Genomic DNA, 17,780 nt, shown 5'->3' with positions numbered 1-17,780 from the left:
TTGAGCGCTTTTCGTACAAGCCGGTCACCCCCGCCAACACGCCGCAGGCCAATGCACCTGCCCCGCCGTCCACGACTGTTGCGGCCAGCACTGCTGCGCCTGCTCAGGCAGTCAGTGAAGCTGCCAGCGCCAAACCAGCCGTCATCAATGCCGCATTTATCCCGCCCGCCGAAAGCACGCTGCCCGACGGTGACTACGGCAAGGTCATCCGCCTGGGCGAGCAGGTATTCATGGAAACCGGCAAGTACGCCAGCCGCTACGTCGGCAACAGCCTGAGTTGCGCCAACTGCCATCTGGATGCCGGCCGCAAGGCCGATTCCGCGCCGCTGTGGGCGTCGTTCATTCACTACCCGGCCTTTCGCAGCAAGACCGGCCAGGTGGACACGCTGGCTTCGCGCATCCAGGGCTGTTTTCAATTCAGCATGAACGGCAAGGCACCGCCGGTAGACGACGAGATCATGACGGCCCTGCAAACCTATGCGTTCTGGATGGCCAAAGGCGCGCCGGTTGGAACGCCGGTGCCGGGCAGCGGATACCCCAAGCTCAAGAAGCCGGCGCAGCCCGCTGACTACGCGCGCGGCGAAAAGGTGTATGCGCAGAACTGCGCGCTTTGCCATGGCGCAGACGGCCTGGGCCAGCGCGCCGGCAACAAGCAGGTGTTTCCGCCGCTGTGGGGACCCAAGTCATTCAACTGGGGCGCCGGCATGCACCAGCTGGCCAATTCGGCAGGCTTTATCCAGGCCAACATGCCACTGGGAAAAGGCGGCAGCCTGAGCGAACAGGACGCCTGGGACGTTGCCATGTTCATGAACAGCCATGAACGCCCTCAAGACCCGCGCTTCAAGGGGTCAGTCGCGCAAACCCGCAAGCTGTACCACGACACCGACGACTCGCTGTACGGCATGACGGTGAACGGGCACGTGCTGGGCAGCCCCTGAGCGCAGGGGCACGCGTGCCGAAAGGCGGCTTGCCCCGTAGCGCAACTTTCAGCCAGGGCAAGCCCTTCTGAGCAGAAATGCTCATGTGCTTTCGCGATGCCAAAGCTGCAGGGGTTATGGATTTCGTAACGGCCTGGTATTGCAAGGCATCCGACTACATTGCCGAGTCCGATATCAGGGCGGCATTTGTGTCCACCAATTCAATCACGCAAGGTGAGCAGATTGGCATTTTGTGGCGCGCTTTGCTGTCCCGACGAATGCTGCACATTCACTTCGCTCACCGCACCTTCAGATGGACGAACGAAGCTTCAGGCAAAGCCAGCGTTTACTGCGTCATCATTGGCTTTGGCGTTCACGAGAAAAGCGGCAAGGTAATTTTTGACTATGAAACGGTTGACAGCGAGCCGCACGCCATACCCGCGACCGAGATCAATCCTTACCTCATAGATGCCCCTGTCACCTTGCTGGCGAACCAGTCCCGCAATCTTTTCGGCGCACCAGAAATGATGTACGGAAGCAAACCCACGGACGGCGGACATTTTCTGATGACCGACGAAGAAAAACAGTCGTTTCTTGCGGCACAACCCGGTGCAGAAAAGTTTGTGAAACCGTTCATTGGCGCGCATGAATACCTGCACAACGAAAAGCGCTGGGTGCTTTGGCTGGTGGATGCCAGCCCCAAAGACCTCCAGCAACTGCCCAAAGTCATGGCGCGTGTCCATGCTGTTGACCAATTTCGTAAAGCCAGCAAGGCAGAAAGCACCAGGGCCTATCCCTATCCAACACTGTTTCGGCAAGTGACCCAGCCGAAAAGTGACTACATACTGATTCCGGGTCACAGCTCTGAAAACCGCGCCTTCATTCCTTTTGGTTTCTTTTCAAAAGATGTGATCTTCGGCGACAGTTGCTTTTCTTTACCGGATGCCACGCTATTTCACTTTGGCGTCATTCAGTCCACCATGCACATGGCTTGGGTGCGCTACACATGTGGCCGAATCAAGAGCGACTACCGCTATTCCAAAGATATCGTCTACAACAACTTCCCCTGGCCCGATTTATCATCAAATCAGCCTTCTCCGCAGGCTGGACGGGCACAAGCAGCTATCGAAATCGCAGCACAAGCCGTGCTCGACGCGCGCGCCCTCTTCCCGGAATCGTCGCTGGCGGACCTGTACGACCCGCTGACCATGCCACCGGTGCTCGTCAAAGCGCACCAAAAGCTCGACGCCGCCGTGGACGCGGCCTATGCGCTGGGCGGCGGCAAGAAAACCTGGAAGAACGACGCCGAGCGCGTGGCCTTTTTATTCGAGCTGTACCAGCGTTACACCAGCCTGCTGCCGGCCGAAAAGGCGAAATCAAAACCCAAGCGCAGCGCCAAAGTTTCATCCGTCATTCCCGCGCAGGCGGGAATCTAGGCGCGTGTGAGCGTTCAACCCTCGTTGCTGGATCCCCGCCTGCGCGGGGATGACGCTCTTTGGTTTGGCTTGCATTTTGCTCAACCGAACCGTCACTGTATTGCCGGACTGTTGCCCGCCGCTACGAACACGCCGCTCAGCAGTTCGGGCAGGCGCTCGATGCCCATCTTGAAGCCGCAGGCTTGCGCATGGCCGCCGCCGCCCATGCTTTCGGCCAGCGGGATGCAGTCAAACCCGCGCTGCGAGCGCAGGCCGGCCTTGACGCCGCCGCTTTTGCCCACATGCCACATCAGCGCAAAGCTGCCGCTTTTTTCCGACAGCAGGTTGCCCAGCAGGCTGTGGAACACGCCGGGGGCGTTGACCATCAGGCCGCTCTGGCCGTTGAACACCAGGGGCTGGGCGGCGTCCATCATGTCGGTGACGAGTTTCTTGAATTTTTCGTCCATGGCCACGCCGCGCGCCATGAAGCCGGTCAGCTGCTCGGGGGTGAAAGCTGCAATCTCGGCCCAGCGGGCAAAGTCGAGTGGCTCCATGTCGAGGGCGGCCAGAAAGCCGGGGCTCTCGGGATATTGCCAGGCCCAGATGTCTCGGTCTTCCACATAGCGCACCAGCGCCGGCACGGGCTGGGCAGACTGGAAAAACTCCCAGGCCAGCCGTGCGCCGGACTTGTCCATGTCGAAATGCACCACGCCGCAGCGGCAGGCAAAGCCGGTCAGCTTTTCAGCCGCGCTCTTGTGGTGGTCGAGCATGACCAGCTGCGCAGCGTGCTCCTCGATGCCGCGCAGTATGTCAGCCGAAAACGAGAAGTCCAGGATGTAGACGGCGCGGCCGTCCAGCGCAGGCAGGTCGGCAAGCGACTTGATGTCGCCATGGTCCAGTGGAAGAAATTCGGCCTTGCCGGCGTAAAACAGCCAGGCGGCCAGGGCGGCGGCAAAGCCGTCAGGGCATTTTCGGCCGTGGTAGATGACCAGCGGCTGCGGGTCGTTCAGCTTGGGGGCAACCAGGAGTTGCAGGGGAAGTATGGTTTTCATGAAGCCGCTGATTGTCGCCTGCAACCTTTTGCACAGCGATCTGCGGGGCCAAGGGGACTGCGCCAGACGCCAGGCTTCAGGCTTCAGGCTTCAGGCTTCAGGCTTCAGGCAGGCGGTAGCCGGCGGCTTCCTCGGCGGTTTCGTGCGTGGCGCGCGGCTGGTCGCTGTGCGATACCCGGTAACCGTCGGCCACATAGCCCGGTCCCTTCATCACCATCACGATGACGCAGCCGATGCCGATGGTCAGGACCATGGACCAATGAAAAATAATCACGCCGCTCACCATGTAGTCCATCATCTGAATCCAGCGCGCCTGGGAGGCATCAGGCACCGGCTCGCCGAGCAGGTGTACCAGCGCAAGGCACAGCAAGGGCAGCGCCGTGCCGGCCAGGGCAATCAGCGGCAGCTTGCGCCACAGCCGCCATTCCAGACCGCTGGCGGCACGGTACTGATGCGGGATTTTTTTAAACCAGTTCATGACATGCCCCTGAAAAAATGTTGTCTTTGGCCCCGAGGGTAAACCTTTGTGCTTTTGGCGGCCTGCCCTGCCCGCAATACCCGGCGCGCTGGCCAGTCCGCGCAGCCGGATGGTGTGGAAAGCCTCGGCACGCCCTCAAGACCCCCAGACATCTTGCCTTATCCATCGTTGGCATTGCCCCCAATTACTGTGGGCCACCCTGTGCATAACATTGTTCAAAAGCCCCGGAAGCCGCGCCACCACTGGCTTGCCGGGCGATGCCTTTTAAATCACCAGACCTTCGGCCACCCAGAGGCCAAAACCCCTTGTTTGCCTATGAAAACCTGTTTTACAACCCCTTCTCAACCCGTCGCGTCATATCGACCCATTCACCTTCACCGGCTTCAAATTACCCACCAATTCTGTGCGCTACCCTGTGGATAACAATGTTCACAACTTGAAAAACCCGCACCGGCGCTGGCTTTGCGGAGGCTGCCCGGCAATTCACCAGGGTGCAACCGACAGTGACAACGACTGCTTTGAACCGCATGCGCCAGAACTTCATTTTTTACAAATGGCGTGGCGCAACTGTAAGGGTATGCCCTGAAGCGATGTCGGAAGACGAGGACAGCTTTTTCTCTGCTGCCCTGGACAAAGCCATGAAAAAAGGCGCGGAGAGCGCCTTTTTTATTATCTTGCCGGTCCTGTCCGGCCTTGTTTCTTTCGGGCCCGGCTATTGCACCCGGCGTTCGATGGTGATGCGCTCGACCTCCACCCGCCGGTTGGGCTCCAGGCACTTGATCAGCGCGGGAAGTTGCCTGTCGGTGCAGGCCACGACCGGGTCGGCTTCGCCCTTTCCCTGCGCCTTCAGCCGCGCGGCGTCAACTCCCTTGCTGGCCAGGTAGGTCTTGACGGCGACGGCACGGCGCTCGGACAGCTTCTGGTTGTAGGCGCCCGAGCCGATGCGGTCGGTGTAGCCGGTGATGACAACGTCGTTGACCTCGGCATGGCGTCCCAGCGCGCTGGCGATTTCATCCAGCCGGGCCTGCGGCATGCGCAGCTCCGCGCTGTCGAAGGCGAACAGCTCGGTGGCCGACAAGGTGTACTTTTCAATCCGGGGCGCGGGTGGCGGCGGCGGTGGTGGTGGTGCCACGGCCACGACTTCGCGGACCGGCTCGGCAGCGGCCATGCGCGGCGCGGGTGCCTGGGACTTGCCCCCGAAACGGTAGATCAGGCCAACCGATACCAGGTCGATGTGGCCCCGGTTGCCAATGGCATCGTTGACGCGGTAGCGCTCGGCCTCGGCACGCACGGCGAGCGACTCGCTCAAGGCATATTGCAGCCCCAGGCCGAGCTTGTAATTGGTGTCGTTCTTGCGGGGGTTGGGATTGGCCACCTGGACGGCGCCCGTGCCGCTGAACGTATCGCGCGCCTGCGCGTAATTCAGTCCGGCCCGGCCGAACACTGAAAACTTCTCGCTCAGGGGAACGGTGCCGACCAGGTCGAGGTTCAGGCCCCTGAGCTTGATGCGGCCGTCGAGCGTTCCGGCAGGCACGGTGGTGGCGGTGTAGCCGAACTTCCCGAGGTCGAAATAGCCGCCTTCGACTGCAAAGTTCCGGTTCAGCTGGTAGCCGCCAAAAATCTTGTAACCGGTGGAACGGTCGTCATCGACAAGGGTGCTGGAACTGAAGCCGCTGCCGAGCAGGCCTCGGTTGATCCGCTCGTCGTCAATGGTGGCTGCCGAGCGGCCCACGTTGGCGCCGCCGTACCAGCCCGAGTCCTGGCCTTGCGCCATGGCACCCGGACCGGCAAGGGTCGCCAGCGCTGCCAGGCTGAGCGCACTTGTGACTTTAATCAATTTCATGTTTTTCTCCAGACAGGATTTGAATCGTTGGTCTTTGCGCATGACCGCAGCGCCAGGCGCAGCTTGGGGCGAGAGACCGGCGAAACCATCGCCTTGCCGGTCTTCAGCACCCTTAACCGGTCAAGGCAGGTTGATGCGTGTGTTGACCATGGTCACGCCGGAGATCAGGCTCAGTGCGCGGCCGTCAAGCACCGTGAGCTTGGCATTTCCGGCGGTGGAGAAGGTCACGGCTTGCTGGGCAATGATGGTGCCCTTCATGAAGCCGCCACCGGCAGCGTTGATGGTGGCCGAGGTGCCGACCTGCCAGAACACATTTTTTGCCTGCGCGCCGTTGGCCAGGATGATGCTGCGCGCGCCTGTCGGTCCGGCAATGCCAACCGTCAGCGAACTGCCCATCTGGAAAATGAACACCGCATTCGGGTCGCCCTGTGCATCCAGCGTCAGGTCGCCCTGCGTCAGCTTGTAGGACGTAGCCGAGGTGTAGGTTCCGGGGGCAAGCGTCAACAGGCCCAGTTCGCCGGCACCGGCATAGGCGCCGGGCGGCATGGCGACGAGCTGGTTATAGGCATTTTGCGCGGCGTTAAGGGCTGCGTCGGCAATGGCCTTGGTCGTGGCGTTGCCGGGAGCCGGCGGATAGGTGTAGATGCTGCCGTTCACGGCGCCGTCGTTCAGCGGCGTCACGGTGTAGACATTGCCGTCGGTGTCGTGCAGTCCGGTCACGCCGGTCGATACCGCGGTGGTGCCGATGTCGCCGTTGATGACCGTGTCAATGCCCTGATTGGTCATGCCGGCAGTGCCGCCATAACTGGCAAAGGTGCTGGCCGCGCCCAGAACGATGGCAGACGGAACGGGTGGCTGGGTGCAATTGACGGCGGTGAACGACCACTGGTAGCTGGCGGCCATTGGATTGGCCGGATTGGCCAGGTCCCTGACACCGTTCACACCGCCCTTGACCACGGCGGCATACGTCACGCCAGCAGTCAGCGGCGCCAAAGGCTTCAGTGTGGCCGTGCGGCCGGTGGCATCGTCCAGCACCACGGATGCCACGGCCACGGGGGTCAGCGCCGGGCCGCTCAAGCTGAAGCTTGCGGCACTGACGGTGGCCGGGTCCATTTCAAAACCGGACGGCACACTGAAAGTTGCGCTGATGCTGGCATTCGTGCAGACGTTGGCCGCATTGGCGGCAGGCCGGGTGGAAAGTACTGAAACATTCGCAGGCGCAGTAGGTGCTGCGGTGGTGAAGGTCCAGACATGGTTGCTGGCCGCTGGCAGTGCCGCCTGGTTGCCGGCGAGCTGGTTGCGCGCCAAATCGGTCGCGGCACGGATGACGGTGGCAGTGTAGGTCGTGCCCACGGCCAACGCGGCCGATGGCTTGAAAAACGCGGTTTTTCTGGCCACTGAATAGCTCACCGCCCCTGGCGGCGAAACGCAAGGCGAGGCGCATGTCAGTGTAAAGCTGGCGGCGTTCAGGCTGCCTGGCGCCATGGCTTCGGTAAACACGGCGCTGATCGCGGTGTTGGCAGGCACGCCGGTCAATGGGACCGGGCTTGTCGTGGCAGGAACCGTCAGGGAAACGCGGGGACGCGTCGTGTCGGCAGTGATGCCGGTGGTAAAGCGCCAGACATAGGGGCTGGCCATGGCCAGGCCGCTGGCCAGGCTTTTTGCGTTGCTGATCGTGACGGTGTAGTTTGTGGCGGGTGCCAGGGTGGCTGTCGGGGCGAGTTCAAAAGTCGCCAGTTGCTGGCTCGCATCAAAGGTCACGCTGCCTGCAGGCGCGACACAAGGCGCAGCGCAACTCAGGGTGAAAGCGCCAGCGCCTGACAGTGACACCGGCTCGCTGAATGCGGCGGTGATCAGGGTATGGTTGAGCGCGACACCGGTGGAATCATTGACAGGCACCACCGCAGTGACCGCAGGTGCCACGGCGGCGGGCACCGGTGTGACGACCGTCGCGCCTGAACCGAGGATGGGATCGCGTCCGCTGTCACCGCCGCCGCATCCGGCCGCCAGGGCACTCAGCATCAGCGCCGTCAGCCACGTGCGGTGGCTGGACTGGCTTGTGGGTTGTTTCATTTGGAATTCCTGTCGGTGTAAGACGCGGTTGAAAGTTACGAAAATTCGCTGCTTTTACGCGTTCTGGGCGCGATTATGGGAGTTATGTAAGTGGAAAAGTAAGTGTTAGAAAATGTCAGCGTCATGTCCTACAGATGATAAAAAAATCAAATTTGCTAAAAATGCAATTTGAGATTTCAATCATTCACTGTTGCCCGGCCGTTGTTGGCGCAGAACCGCATGGAGCCGGTTCAAGGCATCGACACACTCCAGCACATCGCTGGAACATGTCATGACAGAGGCTGCTGGCTGCGGCAGACTGCTTGCGGCCAGCAGGCGGCTGGCGCAATGCCTGAGGCGTTCAGCCACGGCACAAAACAAAAGGTCCCAGTCTTCAGTCGCAATGCCGGGCTGGCTGACCCTTTGCCCGGTGCTGGCGATCAGGAGACGGCCGGCTTCAGCGGGGTAGCAGATTGAATGGTTCATGACGCTTCACTTGACAGTTGTTGCAGCGGCGCCCTGTGCCCCATCAGTTCAGAAAAGGACCAGGCATCGAATCGCTGCCTGAACAGACTTGTAACTGTTTACAGTGAATTTGTATGTTGGCTAGCGCACACTGCCCGGTTATTTTCTACGGCCGGAGGCCTGGGCAGCCGATCCCAGCAGGTCGTTGTACGTCTGCTCGCTGGTGGCGTAGCAACTGCAGGCGGCGGCTTCCAGGCCGCTGCGGTCCAGCACGGTGATTTCGCCCCGGTGGTACTCGATCAGTCCGTCCTGCTGCAGCACAGTGGCGGCGGCCGTGATGCCGACGCGGCGCATGCCCAGCATGTAGGCCAGAAATTCGTGCGTCAGGTGAAAGCGGTCCGAATGGGCGCGGTCCTGGCTCATCAGCAACCAGCGCGCCAGGCGCTGGCCGATCAGGTGAAACCGCAGGCAGCCCGCCGAGTTTGCCTGCTGGGCCATGAGGACATACAGGTAGCGGTTCAGGACGCGCCGCAGGGCCGCGCTGCGCGCCAGTTCGCGCTTGAAGGGCGCGGTGGCGATGCGCCAGGCTTTGCCCGGACCCTGCACCACTGCATGCAGTGGCACGGTTGCCACGCCCAGCACCAGTTGCGCGCCCAGCATGCCTTCACAGCCCACCATGCCCACTTCCACGCCCGGGCTGCCGTCCACCAGCGCAACCAGTGAAATGTAGCCCTGCGTCGGAAAATAAACATGGAGGGTTGGTTTTCCGGGCTCACACAGCACTTCGGACAGCGTCAGTCCGACCGGTTCGCAAAGCGCCAGGATGCGGCTGCGGTCGGCCACGGGAAGGAGTTCAATCAGGTGATTTTCGAAGGCATTCATGCGGGCTTTCGGGGTGTTGCAGACCCTTCCAGGGAAGGGGCAAGTTCAAAGCCGCGCAGCTGACAAATACAGTTCGATTCGGAGTGAACGAGTATGCCCTACGTCTACAAATTCTCACAAAAGACAGGCAACAGACTGGTTGGATGCCGAGTTATTCAGCAAGACGCCAAGTCAAGCCAAAGGCTTGGCAGGTCATGGCCAGCCGTTCACGCTGGAAGCTTTTCGGGGAGCAGCCGTTCGTATTCCTTCTTGACCACTGCATAACATTCACAGGTACGTTTTTCAAGTCCGGACCGGTCGAGTACCCGGATGCGGCCACGCGAATAGCTGATCAGACCGGCTTTTTGCAGACTGAGCGCGCCTTCGGTCACGCCTTCACGGCGAACGCCAAGCATGTTGGCAATCAGTTCCTGCGTCATCACCAGCTCATTGCCTTGCAGCCGGTCCAGACTGAGCAGCAGCCAGCGGCACAGTTGCTGGTCGAGTGAATGGTGGCGGTTGCACACGGCCGTCTGGGCCATTTGCGTGATCAGGGCCTGGGTGTAGCGCAGCAGCAGGTGCAGCACCGGCGCGCGCTTGAATTCTTCCTTGATCGCCAGCGACTTGAGCCGGAAACCGCGCCCGGCACTTTGCACCACCGCGCGGCTGGGCGTTGACTCGCCGCCCATGAACAGCGAAATGCCGACGATGCCTTCATAGCCAACCACGGCAATCTCTGCCGACGCACCGTTTTCCAGGACGTACAGCAGTGAAACGATGGAGGTGGTCGGGAAATACACATGGCTGAGCGTGCTGCCCGATTCATACAGCACCTGGCCCAGCGGCATTTCGACAAACTCAAGCTGCGGCAGCCAGCGCTGCCATTCGGCGTCCGGCAAGGCGGCAAGCAACTGGTTTTTCTTGGGGTCGGGAGCAACGGGCATCGGAACTTTCAGGGTAAATCGGGCTTGATTTACTACCTGCGTAGCCATCTCGCGTGAGCCAGCAGTATAGGCAGTCATTGCCGATTCATATGTGCGCTAACGAACATAACCAACGGCTTCAACGACATATTCATCCTTCATGTTGCGGGGCCGTGTGGGCCGGCCCAAAGGCTGGCTGCGGGCCGCTCATGCTTCAGCGGCGCATCAGGCGCCGGCCCAGCAGCACGCCGGCAGCGGCGGCACCCGCCAGCATGGCCATCGACGGCATAGGTATGGCGCGCGCCATGTTCACGGCGATGTCTGCAGTACGCGGCGCCACCAGTTCGAGCCTGCGCTTCATCATCCTGGCGCCCAGATCGTCGAGCTGGTCCGGCAGCAGCCGTTCGGCTTCAGGAAGCATCAGCGTTTCTTCATCGGCCACGTGGTGAATCACGTTGCGCATCAACGCCATGAACGTGTCGTCATAGCGCATGTCCTCGGGCTCCATGTCGCGCAGCAGGGCAATCAGCCGCTTCATCTCGGCATGCTCGGGAAGCGCTTTCCTGATCGCCTCGTTGTCGCTGACTTCAAGCACCGCGGGGTAAAAGATTTCCTCCTCCAGTTGCGCATGCACCTCCAGCGCCAGGCAGACGGTGTTGACCAGCCCCCGCTTGACCTGCGGCCTGCTGCTGGTCTTGTACTGGTGAAAGGTGGCCATCGTATGGGTATGGTCCATCCGGATCATGTTGGTGGCGTTGGGAATAAAGGCACTGGTGATGGAATTCATGGGACGTCCTTTGTGGGCAATGTTGAATCCGTGAATTGACAAGCCGCCAGGCAGCGGCAGGGCCGTGCGTTCGAGGCCGTCACGCCCCGCCGATCCCGACCGTGACCTTGCCGCTGCCTTTGCAGGACAGGCAGGCCGCGTCGCCCACGCGGCCGGTACCGCCGCATTCACGGCAGAGTCCTTCGCCGGTCCCGGGCGTTCCTTCAGGCGCTTCGTCCCCGGGGTTCACACTGCCTGAAGGCATGGGAACCGTGGCACCGGACGCCTTGGGTGGCGAATTGCCGGACGTGTCCAGCGAAGCGCCCGGGTCTTCCTCGCCTGCCACGGACTGGCTGTCGAGGTTGACCTCGGAGTCCGGTCCGGAAGCTGGGTTGATGCCGTCGGCGGGCGATGGAGCTTGTTTCTGAGTCATGCGCTTTCCCTATTGGAGCTAGGAATTCATGGATGCGTTAAGGGCGGGCATTGGCCGCCTGTTTGCACAAGAACAAGTTAGCCCTTCTGGCGTCGCAATGCAGCCCACCAGCTTCGCGCCTTTGCGTCAGACAGTTCGTACAGCCGTGCCGCAGCCTTGGGAACAGCGGTGCCCCATGTACACCAGCGGCTGGGCGTGCTGGTGGGCAAGCTGGCGGATGGCAGCAAGACGCCACCAGCCCGCTGGCGCCTCATGTTTTTAATGAAAAGAGCCTTCTGCGCAGGCAGCACGGGCTAATTCAGCTATGCTTTTCATAGTAACTTCTGCACACCCCGGGCCTATCTTCACCGTCTTGCATGAGCCGGTGCCGGCGGTCAGCAGGCCGCCTAGCGTGAACCGAACTTGACGGGCCGGGGGAGTTTTTTTTGCCTGATCAGGCGGTCGGTCTCGATCTTGTCTTTTTTCACCTGCCGCTCGGCATCCAGCAATTGCCCGGCGACCAGCGCCATGTCGAACTCCTCGGGCGTTTCCAGCGTGATGCGGCCCAGCGTGGCCGCGCGAAATTCATAGATCACGATTTCGGCGGCTTTTTGCAGGTTGATGCGGCCCTTGGACAGCACGGCGCCGCGCTTGCGGCCGATTTCCTCCAGCAGCAGCTCGTCGGTGGTTTGCGGCGTGATCTCGACCTTGTAGCGCGCCTCCAGCATGGCCGGGTAGTGGCGAATCAGGTAGTCGAGCAGTTCGAGCGCCACTTCTTCCTCTTCAAACGCGTTGCGGCCAATCGCGCCGCTGGCGGCCAGGTTGTAGCCGCTCTTGGCGACGATGATGCGCGGCCACAGCATGCCGGGCGTGTCCCACAGGTAAAAGCCGTCGGCCAGCACCAGCCGCTGCTCGACCTTGGTGACGCCCGCCTCGTCGCCGGTCTTGGTCGCGCGTTTGCCGGTCAGCGTGTTGATGAGCGTCGATTTGCCGACATTGGGAATGCCGCAGATCAGCACGCGCATCGGCTTGACCATGCTGCCGCGCGTCGGCGCCAGCGCGTGGCAGGCCTCGATCAATGCCTTGGCCGGCGTGCTCATGCTGGCGTCCAGGCCAATGGCGCGGGTGCCCGGCTGGCTGTTGTAATGCGCCAGCCAGAGCGCGGTGCGCGCCGGGTCGGCCAGGTCCTGCTTGTTCAGCACCTTGAGCGCCGGCTTGGCGCCGGTCAGTCCGGCCAGCATCGGGTTGGCGCTGGAGCCGGGCAGGCGGGCGTCGAGCAGCTCGATCACTACATCAATTTCCTTGATGCGCTCTGCAATAGCTTTTTTGGTCAGGTGCATGTGACCGGGAAACCACTGGATGGCCATCGGGATGTTTCTTTCTTGGGTTGCGGGTGCAGGCAAGGCTGCGTGATTGCAGGGAAAGCGGCAGGCTTTTCACTGACAGCAGCCCGGCACCGGATGGCGAATTGTCACCTGTTCAAACGCAGGTTGGCGCGCCAGCCTGGCGCGGCCGGACGAATAGGGGAAAATCAGGCACATGCCTTTACCCAATGCCCCCACCCGCCGCCCCAACAACCCCAACACCCGACTGGCTGACAAAAAGGCCAACAACGACCTGCTGATCAAGGGTGTGCTGTGCGCGCTGATTGGGCTGGGCGTGCTGGTATCCCCCCACTACATCACCTCGCCCGGCATGCAGGGCATCGTCGCCCAGGCCTCTCTGGTCGGCTGGTTTGCGCTGGTGCTGGGCTGCGCATTCCTGGGGCTGTATGCCAAGCGGCGCATGTCGGCGCAGGGCAAGCCCTGAACACCGGTTCCCCGTCAAACCATGCCGGCGCCTGACGACCTGAGCCTGCCTGCCAGCCGTGAGGACTGGCACAGGCAGTTCAGCGCATTGCAGCAGCGTGCCCTGGACGCCGCTGTTGCCCTGCGCCCTCCGCCGCCGGAACCCGCGAGCTGTTGCGGGCGCGGCTGCAACGGCTGCGTGTGGGAAGGTTTTTACAGCGCAGCAGCTTGTTGGCGGGAAGAGGCCTTGCTTCATTTGCAAGGCATGTAGCAACCCACGGCTCAGCCGTGCACCGCCTCGCGCACCCGAAGCTGCAGATGCTCGGGCGACACATACTGCTGGCGGTAGTCCTCGAACGGCATGCTGTCGCCCGCCTCGATGGCCTTTTGCGCCTCGACGGATTGACCGCTCAAGTCGTTGAAGCGTGTCATTTGCCCGTTGCTCAGGGGCAGGCTTTGCAGGGCAGCCTGGGTTTTCAGCGACTGGGCGCGGGCGAACTGAACGAAGGAGTTGTCGAAACCCTGCGCCATGGCGGCCAGCACTCTGGCCGACGGCAGCGTGTCGGCATCGGCCAGGCCGATGCTGGCAGCCGCCAGCGCATCGCGGTATGGCGTGCCACCGTGTTCGACATCAAGGGCAGCGGCAATCGGTGCGCACCCGGCCAGAATTTCCGCGCCCCAGGCCACCAGCGACACCTCGCCGCCCTGGCGCTTGAGCTTCACGCCGGGTTCGCGGCCATGCCCCGCCGTCTGGTCCTGGTTGTGCTTGAGTTCGGCGATCTCGGCCGGCGTGTCGGGCGGGCTGTCGGACAGCAGGCAGTGCAGCAGGAACACGTCGATGAAACGCATGGTCTGCGCGTTGATGCCCACCGGCTCGAACGGGTCCAGGTCCATCAGGCGGACCTCAATGTATTCCACCCCGCGTTCGCGCAGCGCATGCAGTGGACGCTCGCCGGGGCGGATCACGCGCTTGGGCCGAATCGTGCCGTAGAACTCGTTTTCGATCTGCAGCAGCGTGGTGGCCAGCTGGTTGTAGTCGCCGCCGGGGTTGCGGATACCGACTTTTTCATAAGCCGGATAGGGCCGGCTCAGCGCGTCCTGCAGCGACGCGGCGTAGCCTTCCAGGCTGTTGTAGCTGACCGCCAGCGACGCCTGCGCATCGCTCTGGTAGCCGAGCCGGCCCATGCGCAGCGAGGTGCCGTGCGGCATGTACATGGTCGTGTCGGTCAGTTTTTGCAACTCATGCTGGCGGCCGGCGACAAAGGTCGAGCACACCGCCGGCGAGGCGCCGAAAAGGTACAGCAGCAAAAAGGCATGGCGACGGAAATTGCGGATCAGCGCGAAATACTGCTCGCTGGTCACGCCGGGCAGCGACCAGTTGTAGTGAATGCCCGAAATGGTCTGCATGCGCCGGCCGTAGCGGTGCGACAGGCCCACGCGGTACACGCTCTTGGCGCGGCCGACGTTGGAAGAGCCGAAGCGGGCAATCGGAATGGTCTCGTCGGTCGGCAGGCCGCAGGGCATGCTCGACACCCAGAGCATCTCGTCGGCGCTGCCTTCGCAGTTGCCCTGCAGTGCGCGGTAGGTGAACTGGTGCAGCTGGGTGAGTTCTTCCAGCGCGGCTTCGGGGCTGGCATGGGCGCTGGTGACCAGCTCGACCTGCGACTCGCTGAAGTCGGTGGTGATGCTCGGGTGCGTCAATGCCGAACCGAGGGCTGCGGGATGCGGCGTCAGCGCCAGCGCGCCGCTGGATTGGGCGCGCAGGCTTTCCTTCTCAATGCCCCGGCGCATGCCTTGGAGCTGCTGGGGAGTCAACGCCTTCAGGCGTTCTTGCAAAATTGCGTCGGCATTGGCCTGCAATGGGGTCATACGGTGTTCTCTCGGATTCTTGGGATTGGCGTGGAAGTTATCACACACGGATGCTTTGCGCTGTCGCGGGCTTTTGCCGGCCTGCCCGGCCAGCGCTTCGGGCGCCCGCAGGCCGGCGCGACGCCGGCGGGCAGTCTTTTTCAGCCATGAATAAAGCCTGCCGACCGCCGGACATGATGGTTTCGACGGCTTGCGGCAGCCTTGACTGCTATATTTTCAGGAGCTGCTGGCGCATGCCCAACGTGCGCAAACGGCATATTTCATTCAAAATACAGGTCAGGCCAGAACGCGCAGCAGCCAATTCTGCAGGTCAGCCACTTCCTGCGGGCAAACCGAATGCTCCATCGGGTATTCGTGCCAGTCGACCTGGTAGCCCAGCGCGGTCAGCGCATCGCGCGTGGCCACGGCGCGCGGCAGCGCCACCACGCCGTCGCGCGAGCCATGGGCCAGGAAGATCGGCACGTCCTTGTTGGCAGCGCTGCCTTCGGCGGCGGTCTTTTCAGCCAGCGGCAAATAGCCCGACAGGCCAGCAATGCCGGCCAGCCGTTCGGTGTGGCGCAAGCCGGCCATCAGCGCCATGGCGCAGCCTTGTGAAAAACCGGCCACCACGATGCGGCGGGCCGGAATGCCACGCACTTTTTCGTTGGCAATGATGGCTTCGATGGCAGCCTGGGTCTGGCGCATGCCGGCTTCGTCCTGGCGGCTGACCAGGTCGGCGCCCAGGATGTCATACCAGGCGGGCATGCTGTAGCCGCCGTTGATCGTCACCGGCATGTGCGGCGCGCTGGGAAACAAAAAGCGCACCGGCCCGATGCTGGACAAATCGAGTTGCTCGGCAATCGGCACGAAGTCGCGCCCGTCGGCGCCCAGGCCGTGCAGGATGAGGATGGTGGCGACAGGGTCTTCGCCGCTCTGGGCTTCAATGATCTGGAGAGACATGCGTTTGCCAATAAAAGTGAGGAAGAAAAACAGAAGTCCGGCAAAGCACAGCGGTCCGGACGGCATCAACGGCGGATTTTAGTGCGCGCTGACCGCCTTCAGCCGGCGGGCCAGCGCGGCCTGCGTGTTGAGCGCGTCGTACCACAGCCGGTAGCCGGCATCGCTGGGGTGCAGGCCGTCGCGCGCATTGAGTTCGTCGGGCCGCTGCGCAAACGGGTCGTCGGCCTTGTCCTTGTACAGGTTCACATAAATGGCGCCGTGGTCTGCGGTGGACTGGCGCACCAGACGGTGTAGGGTCCTGGAGCGCTGCGCCATCAGCCACGACAGCGGCGCCCTGAAAAACGGTGCATTGCCCACATTGCCGGGAGGCAGGATGACGACCAGCGGCGCGCGGGCAGCGGCCCGTTGTGCGACTCGGGCAATGTCCTGCGCCAGCGCTTCCTGAGCGGTCAGGCGAATCACATCGTTGCCGCCGCCCAGCACCAGAACGGCGTCGAAGCGCTCGTCGCCTTCCAGCTGGCGGGCAATGTCGGCAAACCGCGCGCCGTCCTGGGCGCGGTTGACGATGCGCAGGCGGGGATGGTCCGTTGAAATCAGGCCGGCCACGCTGCTGGCGGCAGAAGACGCGCCGGTGCCGACCGCCGTGCTGTCGCCGGCGATCAGCAGGCTGGCCGTGGCGCCGGCTGGCGATGCCTGGAGCGGCTCGCTCTGGCGGGCCAGTTCAACGGATTGCTTGATGCGCCATGCCGCCTGGCCAGCGGTGGCAGCAACGGCCAGCGCAGCGACCGTCCACAGCGCACGGGGCAAATGGCGGGCACTGAAAAAACGCGATGTCATGGCGGGCGGCGCTGCGGGTTCAGCGTGGTTTCAGCGGTTCAGCCAGGTGATGCTCAATTGAAGCACGGTGGCAAACCCGACCCACAGCAGGTAGGGAATGTTCACCAGCGCCACCCAGCGCGCCCTCCCCCAGATGGCCCGCATGGCCCAGACCAGGGTGCCCAGCACCAGCAAGATGTCGATGCTGGCGAGCAGGTTGTTGCGCAGGCCGAACTGGATCGGCGTGTAGGCGGCATTGAACAGCAGGTTCAGGATGAAGGGCAGCAATACCGCAAAAGGCATGCGCCCCCTGAGCGTCTGCACCAGCACAAACCCGAAACTGATGGCAATGACGACATACAGCACGGACCAGACCGGGCCGAACACCCAGGCGGGCGGTGCAAAGAAGGGTCGGGCGAGTTGCGCATACCATGCGGCGCTGCTGGTGCTGTCCATGTCGATACGTGTCTGAAGTGGGAATGGTGCTTTGTAACACTGGCGGCTGACCGGGTCACGCCCTGTCAGCCCGGTGACCGGGTAGGACGCAGGCGCGAGTTGCACGATCTTGAATCTGTTTGCGAATCGGCTGCGTACTTCTGCGCAAGGCTTGCGGCATGATGTGATGACTGCATTTGCGGGGCCTTATTGAAAAGCGTCACCATGAAAAACAGCCAAGCTTCCTCATCTCTTTTTCTTGCCCGCCTGGCAGGCTGGCTGGCCGCAGCCTTCATGCTGGCGGCGCCGCTGCCATCGTGGGCGCTGACAGCGGCCGAGGAGCAAGGCGTGCGCGCCGTCGTCGAGGCGCAACTGGCAGCGCTGGCGCAGGACGATGCCGCCACGGCCTTTTCGTTTGCGGCGCCCAATGTACGCGCCTCCGTCGGCACGGCCAGCCGTTTCATGGAGATGGTGCGCAAAAGCTACCCGGCCATCTACCGCCCCGCTTCCACGGCTTTTCTGCAGCCCGAAGAACACCACGGCCAGGTCATCCAGCGGGTGCAGCTGATGGACGAGGACGGCAAGGCCTGGCTTGCGCTCTACAGCGTGCAGCGGCAAAAGGACAAGGCCTGGCGCATCACCGGCTGCCAGGTCATTCCCAACAAGGGACGCATGGCCTGACCTGGCGCATCCTGTTTGCTATTTTTTCAATAGCGGTCAGCGCTTATGCACAAAGCGAAAACGCCTGTT

At 62.5% G+C, this 17,780-nt stretch carries 19 protein-coding genes; 5 read left to right on the top strand and 14 right to left on the bottom strand.

Annotated features, from left to right (window positions below; all coding sequences use genetic code 11):
- Both GZ092_RS18275 and GZ092_RS18270 read left to right on the top strand, forming a co-directional pair.
- Positions 1 to 938, top strand: a 938-nt coding sequence (locus GZ092_RS18275) for a c-type cytochrome (RefSeq protein ID WP_293638472.1), incomplete at its 5' end; no start/stop codon positions are given.
- Positions 939 to 1,021: 83 nt separating this feature from the next.
- A complete protein-coding gene (locus GZ092_RS18270) occupies positions 1,022 to 2,353 on the top strand; it encodes a type IIL restriction-modification enzyme MmeI (protein WP_293638470.1) in 1,332 nt (443 codons plus the stop codon).
- A 92-nt stretch (positions 2,354 to 2,445) separates the two neighbouring features.
- On the opposite strand, the gene GZ092_RS18265 is transcribed toward GZ092_RS18270, so the two are convergent.
- The 10 genes from GZ092_RS18265 to ylqF all read right to left on the bottom strand — a co-directional run bounded on the left by GZ092_RS18265 (position 2,446) and on the right by ylqF (position 12,551).
- The gene (locus tag GZ092_RS18265; RefSeq protein WP_293638468.1) at positions 2,446 to 3,384 is read right to left on the bottom strand and encodes a DHHA1 domain-containing protein; all 939 of its coding nucleotides are present in this window, start codon (positions 3,382 to 3,384) and stop codon (positions 2,446 to 2,448) included.
- A 97-nt stretch (positions 3,385 to 3,481) separates the two neighbouring features.
- Positions 3,482 to 3,862: a hypothetical protein gene (locus GZ092_RS18260; RefSeq protein ID WP_293638466.1), complete on the bottom strand. Its 381-nt coding sequence runs from the start codon at positions 3,860 to 3,862 to the stop codon at positions 3,482 to 3,484.
- 712 nt (positions 3,863 to 4,574) lie between these two features.
- Complete coding sequence (locus GZ092_RS18255) at positions 4,575 to 5,705, bottom strand: outer membrane beta-barrel protein (RefSeq protein WP_293638464.1); 1,131 nt, start codon at positions 5,703 to 5,705, stop codon at positions 4,575 to 4,577.
- 120 nt (positions 5,706 to 5,825) lie between these two features.
- Complete coding sequence (locus tag GZ092_RS18250; RefSeq protein ID WP_293638462.1) at positions 5,826 to 7,778, bottom strand: ice-binding family protein; 1,953 nt, start codon at positions 7,776 to 7,778, stop codon at positions 5,826 to 5,828.
- A gap of 180 nt (positions 7,779 to 7,958) precedes the next feature.
- The gene (locus GZ092_RS18245; RefSeq protein WP_293638460.1) at positions 7,959 to 8,243 is read right to left on the bottom strand and encodes a hypothetical protein; all 285 of its coding nucleotides are present in this window, start codon (positions 8,241 to 8,243) and stop codon (positions 7,959 to 7,961) included.
- Between the two features lie 138 nt (positions 8,244 to 8,381).
- Entirely contained in the window at positions 8,382 to 9,104 is a 723-nt protein-coding gene (locus GZ092_RS18240) for a Crp/Fnr family transcriptional regulator (RefSeq protein ID WP_293638458.1), read from the bottom strand.
- Between the two features lie 206 nt (positions 9,105 to 9,310).
- On the bottom strand, positions 9,311 to 10,027 hold the full coding sequence (locus GZ092_RS18235) for a Crp/Fnr family transcriptional regulator (protein ID WP_293638456.1): 717 nt from the start codon (positions 10,025 to 10,027) through the stop codon (positions 9,311 to 9,313).
- A 193-nt stretch (positions 10,028 to 10,220) separates the two neighbouring features.
- Entirely contained in the window at positions 10,221 to 10,793 is a 573-nt protein-coding gene (locus tag GZ092_RS18230; protein ID WP_293638454.1) for a hemerythrin domain-containing protein, read from the bottom strand.
- Between the two features lie 79 nt (positions 10,794 to 10,872).
- Complete coding sequence (locus tag GZ092_RS18225; protein ID WP_293638452.1) at positions 10,873 to 11,205, bottom strand: hypothetical protein; 333 nt, start codon at positions 11,203 to 11,205, stop codon at positions 10,873 to 10,875.
- A gap of 386 nt (positions 11,206 to 11,591) precedes the next feature.
- Positions 11,592 to 12,551, bottom strand: a complete 960-nt coding sequence (ylqF, locus tag GZ092_RS18220; RefSeq protein ID WP_293638450.1) for a ribosome biogenesis GTPase YlqF — start codon at positions 12,549 to 12,551, stop codon at positions 11,592 to 11,594.
- Between the two features lie 172 nt (positions 12,552 to 12,723).
- On the opposite strand from ylqF, the gene GZ092_RS18215 reads away from it, so the two are divergent.
- The gene (locus tag GZ092_RS18215) at positions 12,724 to 12,993 is read left to right on the top strand and encodes a hypothetical protein (protein ID WP_293638448.1); all 270 of its coding nucleotides are present in this window, start codon (positions 12,724 to 12,726) and stop codon (positions 12,991 to 12,993) included.
- Positions 12,994 to 13,014: 21 nt separating this feature from the next.
- The gene (locus GZ092_RS18210) at positions 13,015 to 13,242 is read left to right on the top strand and encodes an oxidoreductase-like domain-containing protein (protein WP_293638446.1); all 228 of its coding nucleotides are present in this window, start codon (positions 13,015 to 13,017) and stop codon (positions 13,240 to 13,242) included.
- A gap of 11 nt (positions 13,243 to 13,253) precedes the next feature.
- On the opposite strand, the gene gshA is transcribed toward GZ092_RS18210, so the two are convergent.
- The 4 genes from gshA to GZ092_RS18190 all read right to left on the bottom strand — a co-directional run bounded on the left by gshA (position 13,254) and on the right by GZ092_RS18190 (position 17,156).
- On the bottom strand, positions 13,254 to 14,840 hold the full coding sequence (gshA, locus tag GZ092_RS18205; protein WP_293638444.1) for a glutamate--cysteine ligase: 1,587 nt from the start codon (positions 14,838 to 14,840) through the stop codon (positions 13,254 to 13,256).
- Between the two features lie 276 nt (positions 14,841 to 15,116).
- Positions 15,117 to 15,779: a dienelactone hydrolase family protein gene (locus tag GZ092_RS18200; protein ID WP_293638442.1), complete on the bottom strand. Its 663-nt coding sequence runs from the start codon at positions 15,777 to 15,779 to the stop codon at positions 15,117 to 15,119.
- 78 nt (positions 15,780 to 15,857) lie between these two features.
- The gene (locus tag GZ092_RS18195) at positions 15,858 to 16,616 is read right to left on the bottom strand and encodes a GDSL-type esterase/lipase family protein (RefSeq protein ID WP_293638441.1); all 759 of its coding nucleotides are present in this window, start codon (positions 16,614 to 16,616) and stop codon (positions 15,858 to 15,860) included.
- Positions 16,617 to 16,646: 30 nt separating this feature from the next.
- Positions 16,647 to 17,156 (bottom strand): TspO/MBR family protein, encoded by a 510-nt coding sequence (locus GZ092_RS18190; RefSeq protein WP_293638440.1) that lies wholly within the window; start codon positions 17,154 to 17,156, stop codon positions 16,647 to 16,649.
- A 99-nt stretch (positions 17,157 to 17,255) separates the two neighbouring features.
- Between GZ092_RS18190 and GZ092_RS18185 the strand changes: the two genes are divergently transcribed.
- Entirely contained in the window at positions 17,256 to 17,711 is a 456-nt protein-coding gene (locus tag GZ092_RS18185) for a DUF4864 domain-containing protein (RefSeq protein WP_293638438.1), read from the top strand.
- Positions 17,712 to 17,780 lie beyond the last annotated feature (69 nt).

Origin of the sequence: Polaromonas sp., from assembly GCF_010365105.1 — a bacterium.
Classification (GTDB): domain Bacteria; phylum Pseudomonadota; class Gammaproteobacteria; order Burkholderiales; family Burkholderiaceae_C; genus Polaromonas.
The sequence above is the reverse complement of the archived record's forward strand: the minus strand, read 5'-3'. Positions and strand labels throughout refer to the sequence as shown.

What these genes read in the sequence shown, in the direction of transcription:
- GZ092_RS18270 (WP_293638470.1), top strand. Translation starts at nt 1,022, where the DNA reads ATGTGCTTTCGCGATGCCAAAGCTGCAGGGGTTATGGATTTCGTAACG.
- GZ092_RS18265 (WP_293638468.1), bottom strand. Translation starts at nt 3,384, where the DNA reads ATGAAAACCATACTTCCCCTGCAACTCCTGGTTGCCCCCAAGCTGAAC.
- GZ092_RS18260 (WP_293638466.1), bottom strand. Translation starts at nt 3,862, where the DNA reads ATGAACTGGTTTAAAAAAATCCCGCATCAGTACCGTGCCGCCAGCGGT.
- GZ092_RS18255 (WP_293638464.1), bottom strand. Translation starts at nt 5,705, where the DNA reads ATGAAATTGATTAAAGTCACAAGTGCGCTCAGCCTGGCAGCGCTGGCG.
- GZ092_RS18250 (WP_293638462.1), bottom strand. Translation starts at nt 7,778, where the DNA reads ATGAAACAACCCACAAGCCAGTCCAGCCACCGCACGTGGCTGACGGCG.
- GZ092_RS18245 (WP_293638460.1), bottom strand. Translation starts at nt 8,243, where the DNA reads ATGAACCATTCAATCTGCTACCCCGCTGAAGCCGGCCGTCTCCTGATC.
- GZ092_RS18240 (WP_293638458.1), bottom strand. Translation starts at nt 9,104, where the DNA reads ATGAATGCCTTCGAAAATCACCTGATTGAACTCCTTCCCGTGGCCGAC.
- GZ092_RS18235 (WP_293638456.1), bottom strand. Translation starts at nt 10,027, where the DNA reads ATGCCCGTTGCTCCCGACCCCAAGAAAAACCAGTTGCTTGCCGCCTTG.
- GZ092_RS18230 (WP_293638454.1), bottom strand. Translation starts at nt 10,793, where the DNA reads ATGAATTCCATCACCAGTGCCTTTATTCCCAACGCCACCAACATGATC.
- GZ092_RS18225 (WP_293638452.1), bottom strand. Translation starts at nt 11,205, where the DNA reads ATGACTCAGAAACAAGCTCCATCGCCCGCCGACGGCATCAACCCAGCT.
- ylqF (WP_293638450.1), bottom strand. Translation starts at nt 12,551, where the DNA reads ATGGCCATCCAGTGGTTTCCCGGTCACATGCACCTGACCAAAAAAGCT.
- GZ092_RS18215 (WP_293638448.1), top strand. Translation starts at nt 12,724, where the DNA reads ATGCCTTTACCCAATGCCCCCACCCGCCGCCCCAACAACCCCAACACC.
- GZ092_RS18210 (WP_293638446.1), top strand. Translation starts at nt 13,015, where the DNA reads ATGCCGGCGCCTGACGACCTGAGCCTGCCTGCCAGCCGTGAGGACTGG.
- gshA (WP_293638444.1), bottom strand. Translation starts at nt 14,840, where the DNA reads ATGACCCCATTGCAGGCCAATGCCGACGCAATTTTGCAAGAACGCCTG.
- GZ092_RS18200 (WP_293638442.1), bottom strand. Translation starts at nt 15,779, where the DNA reads ATGTCTCTCCAGATCATTGAAGCCCAGAGCGGCGAAGACCCTGTCGCC.
- GZ092_RS18195 (WP_293638441.1), bottom strand. Translation starts at nt 16,616, where the DNA reads ATGACATCGCGTTTTTTCAGTGCCCGCCATTTGCCCCGTGCGCTGTGG.
- GZ092_RS18185 (WP_293638438.1), top strand. Translation starts at nt 17,256, where the DNA reads ATGAAAAACAGCCAAGCTTCCTCATCTCTTTTTCTTGCCCGCCTGGCA.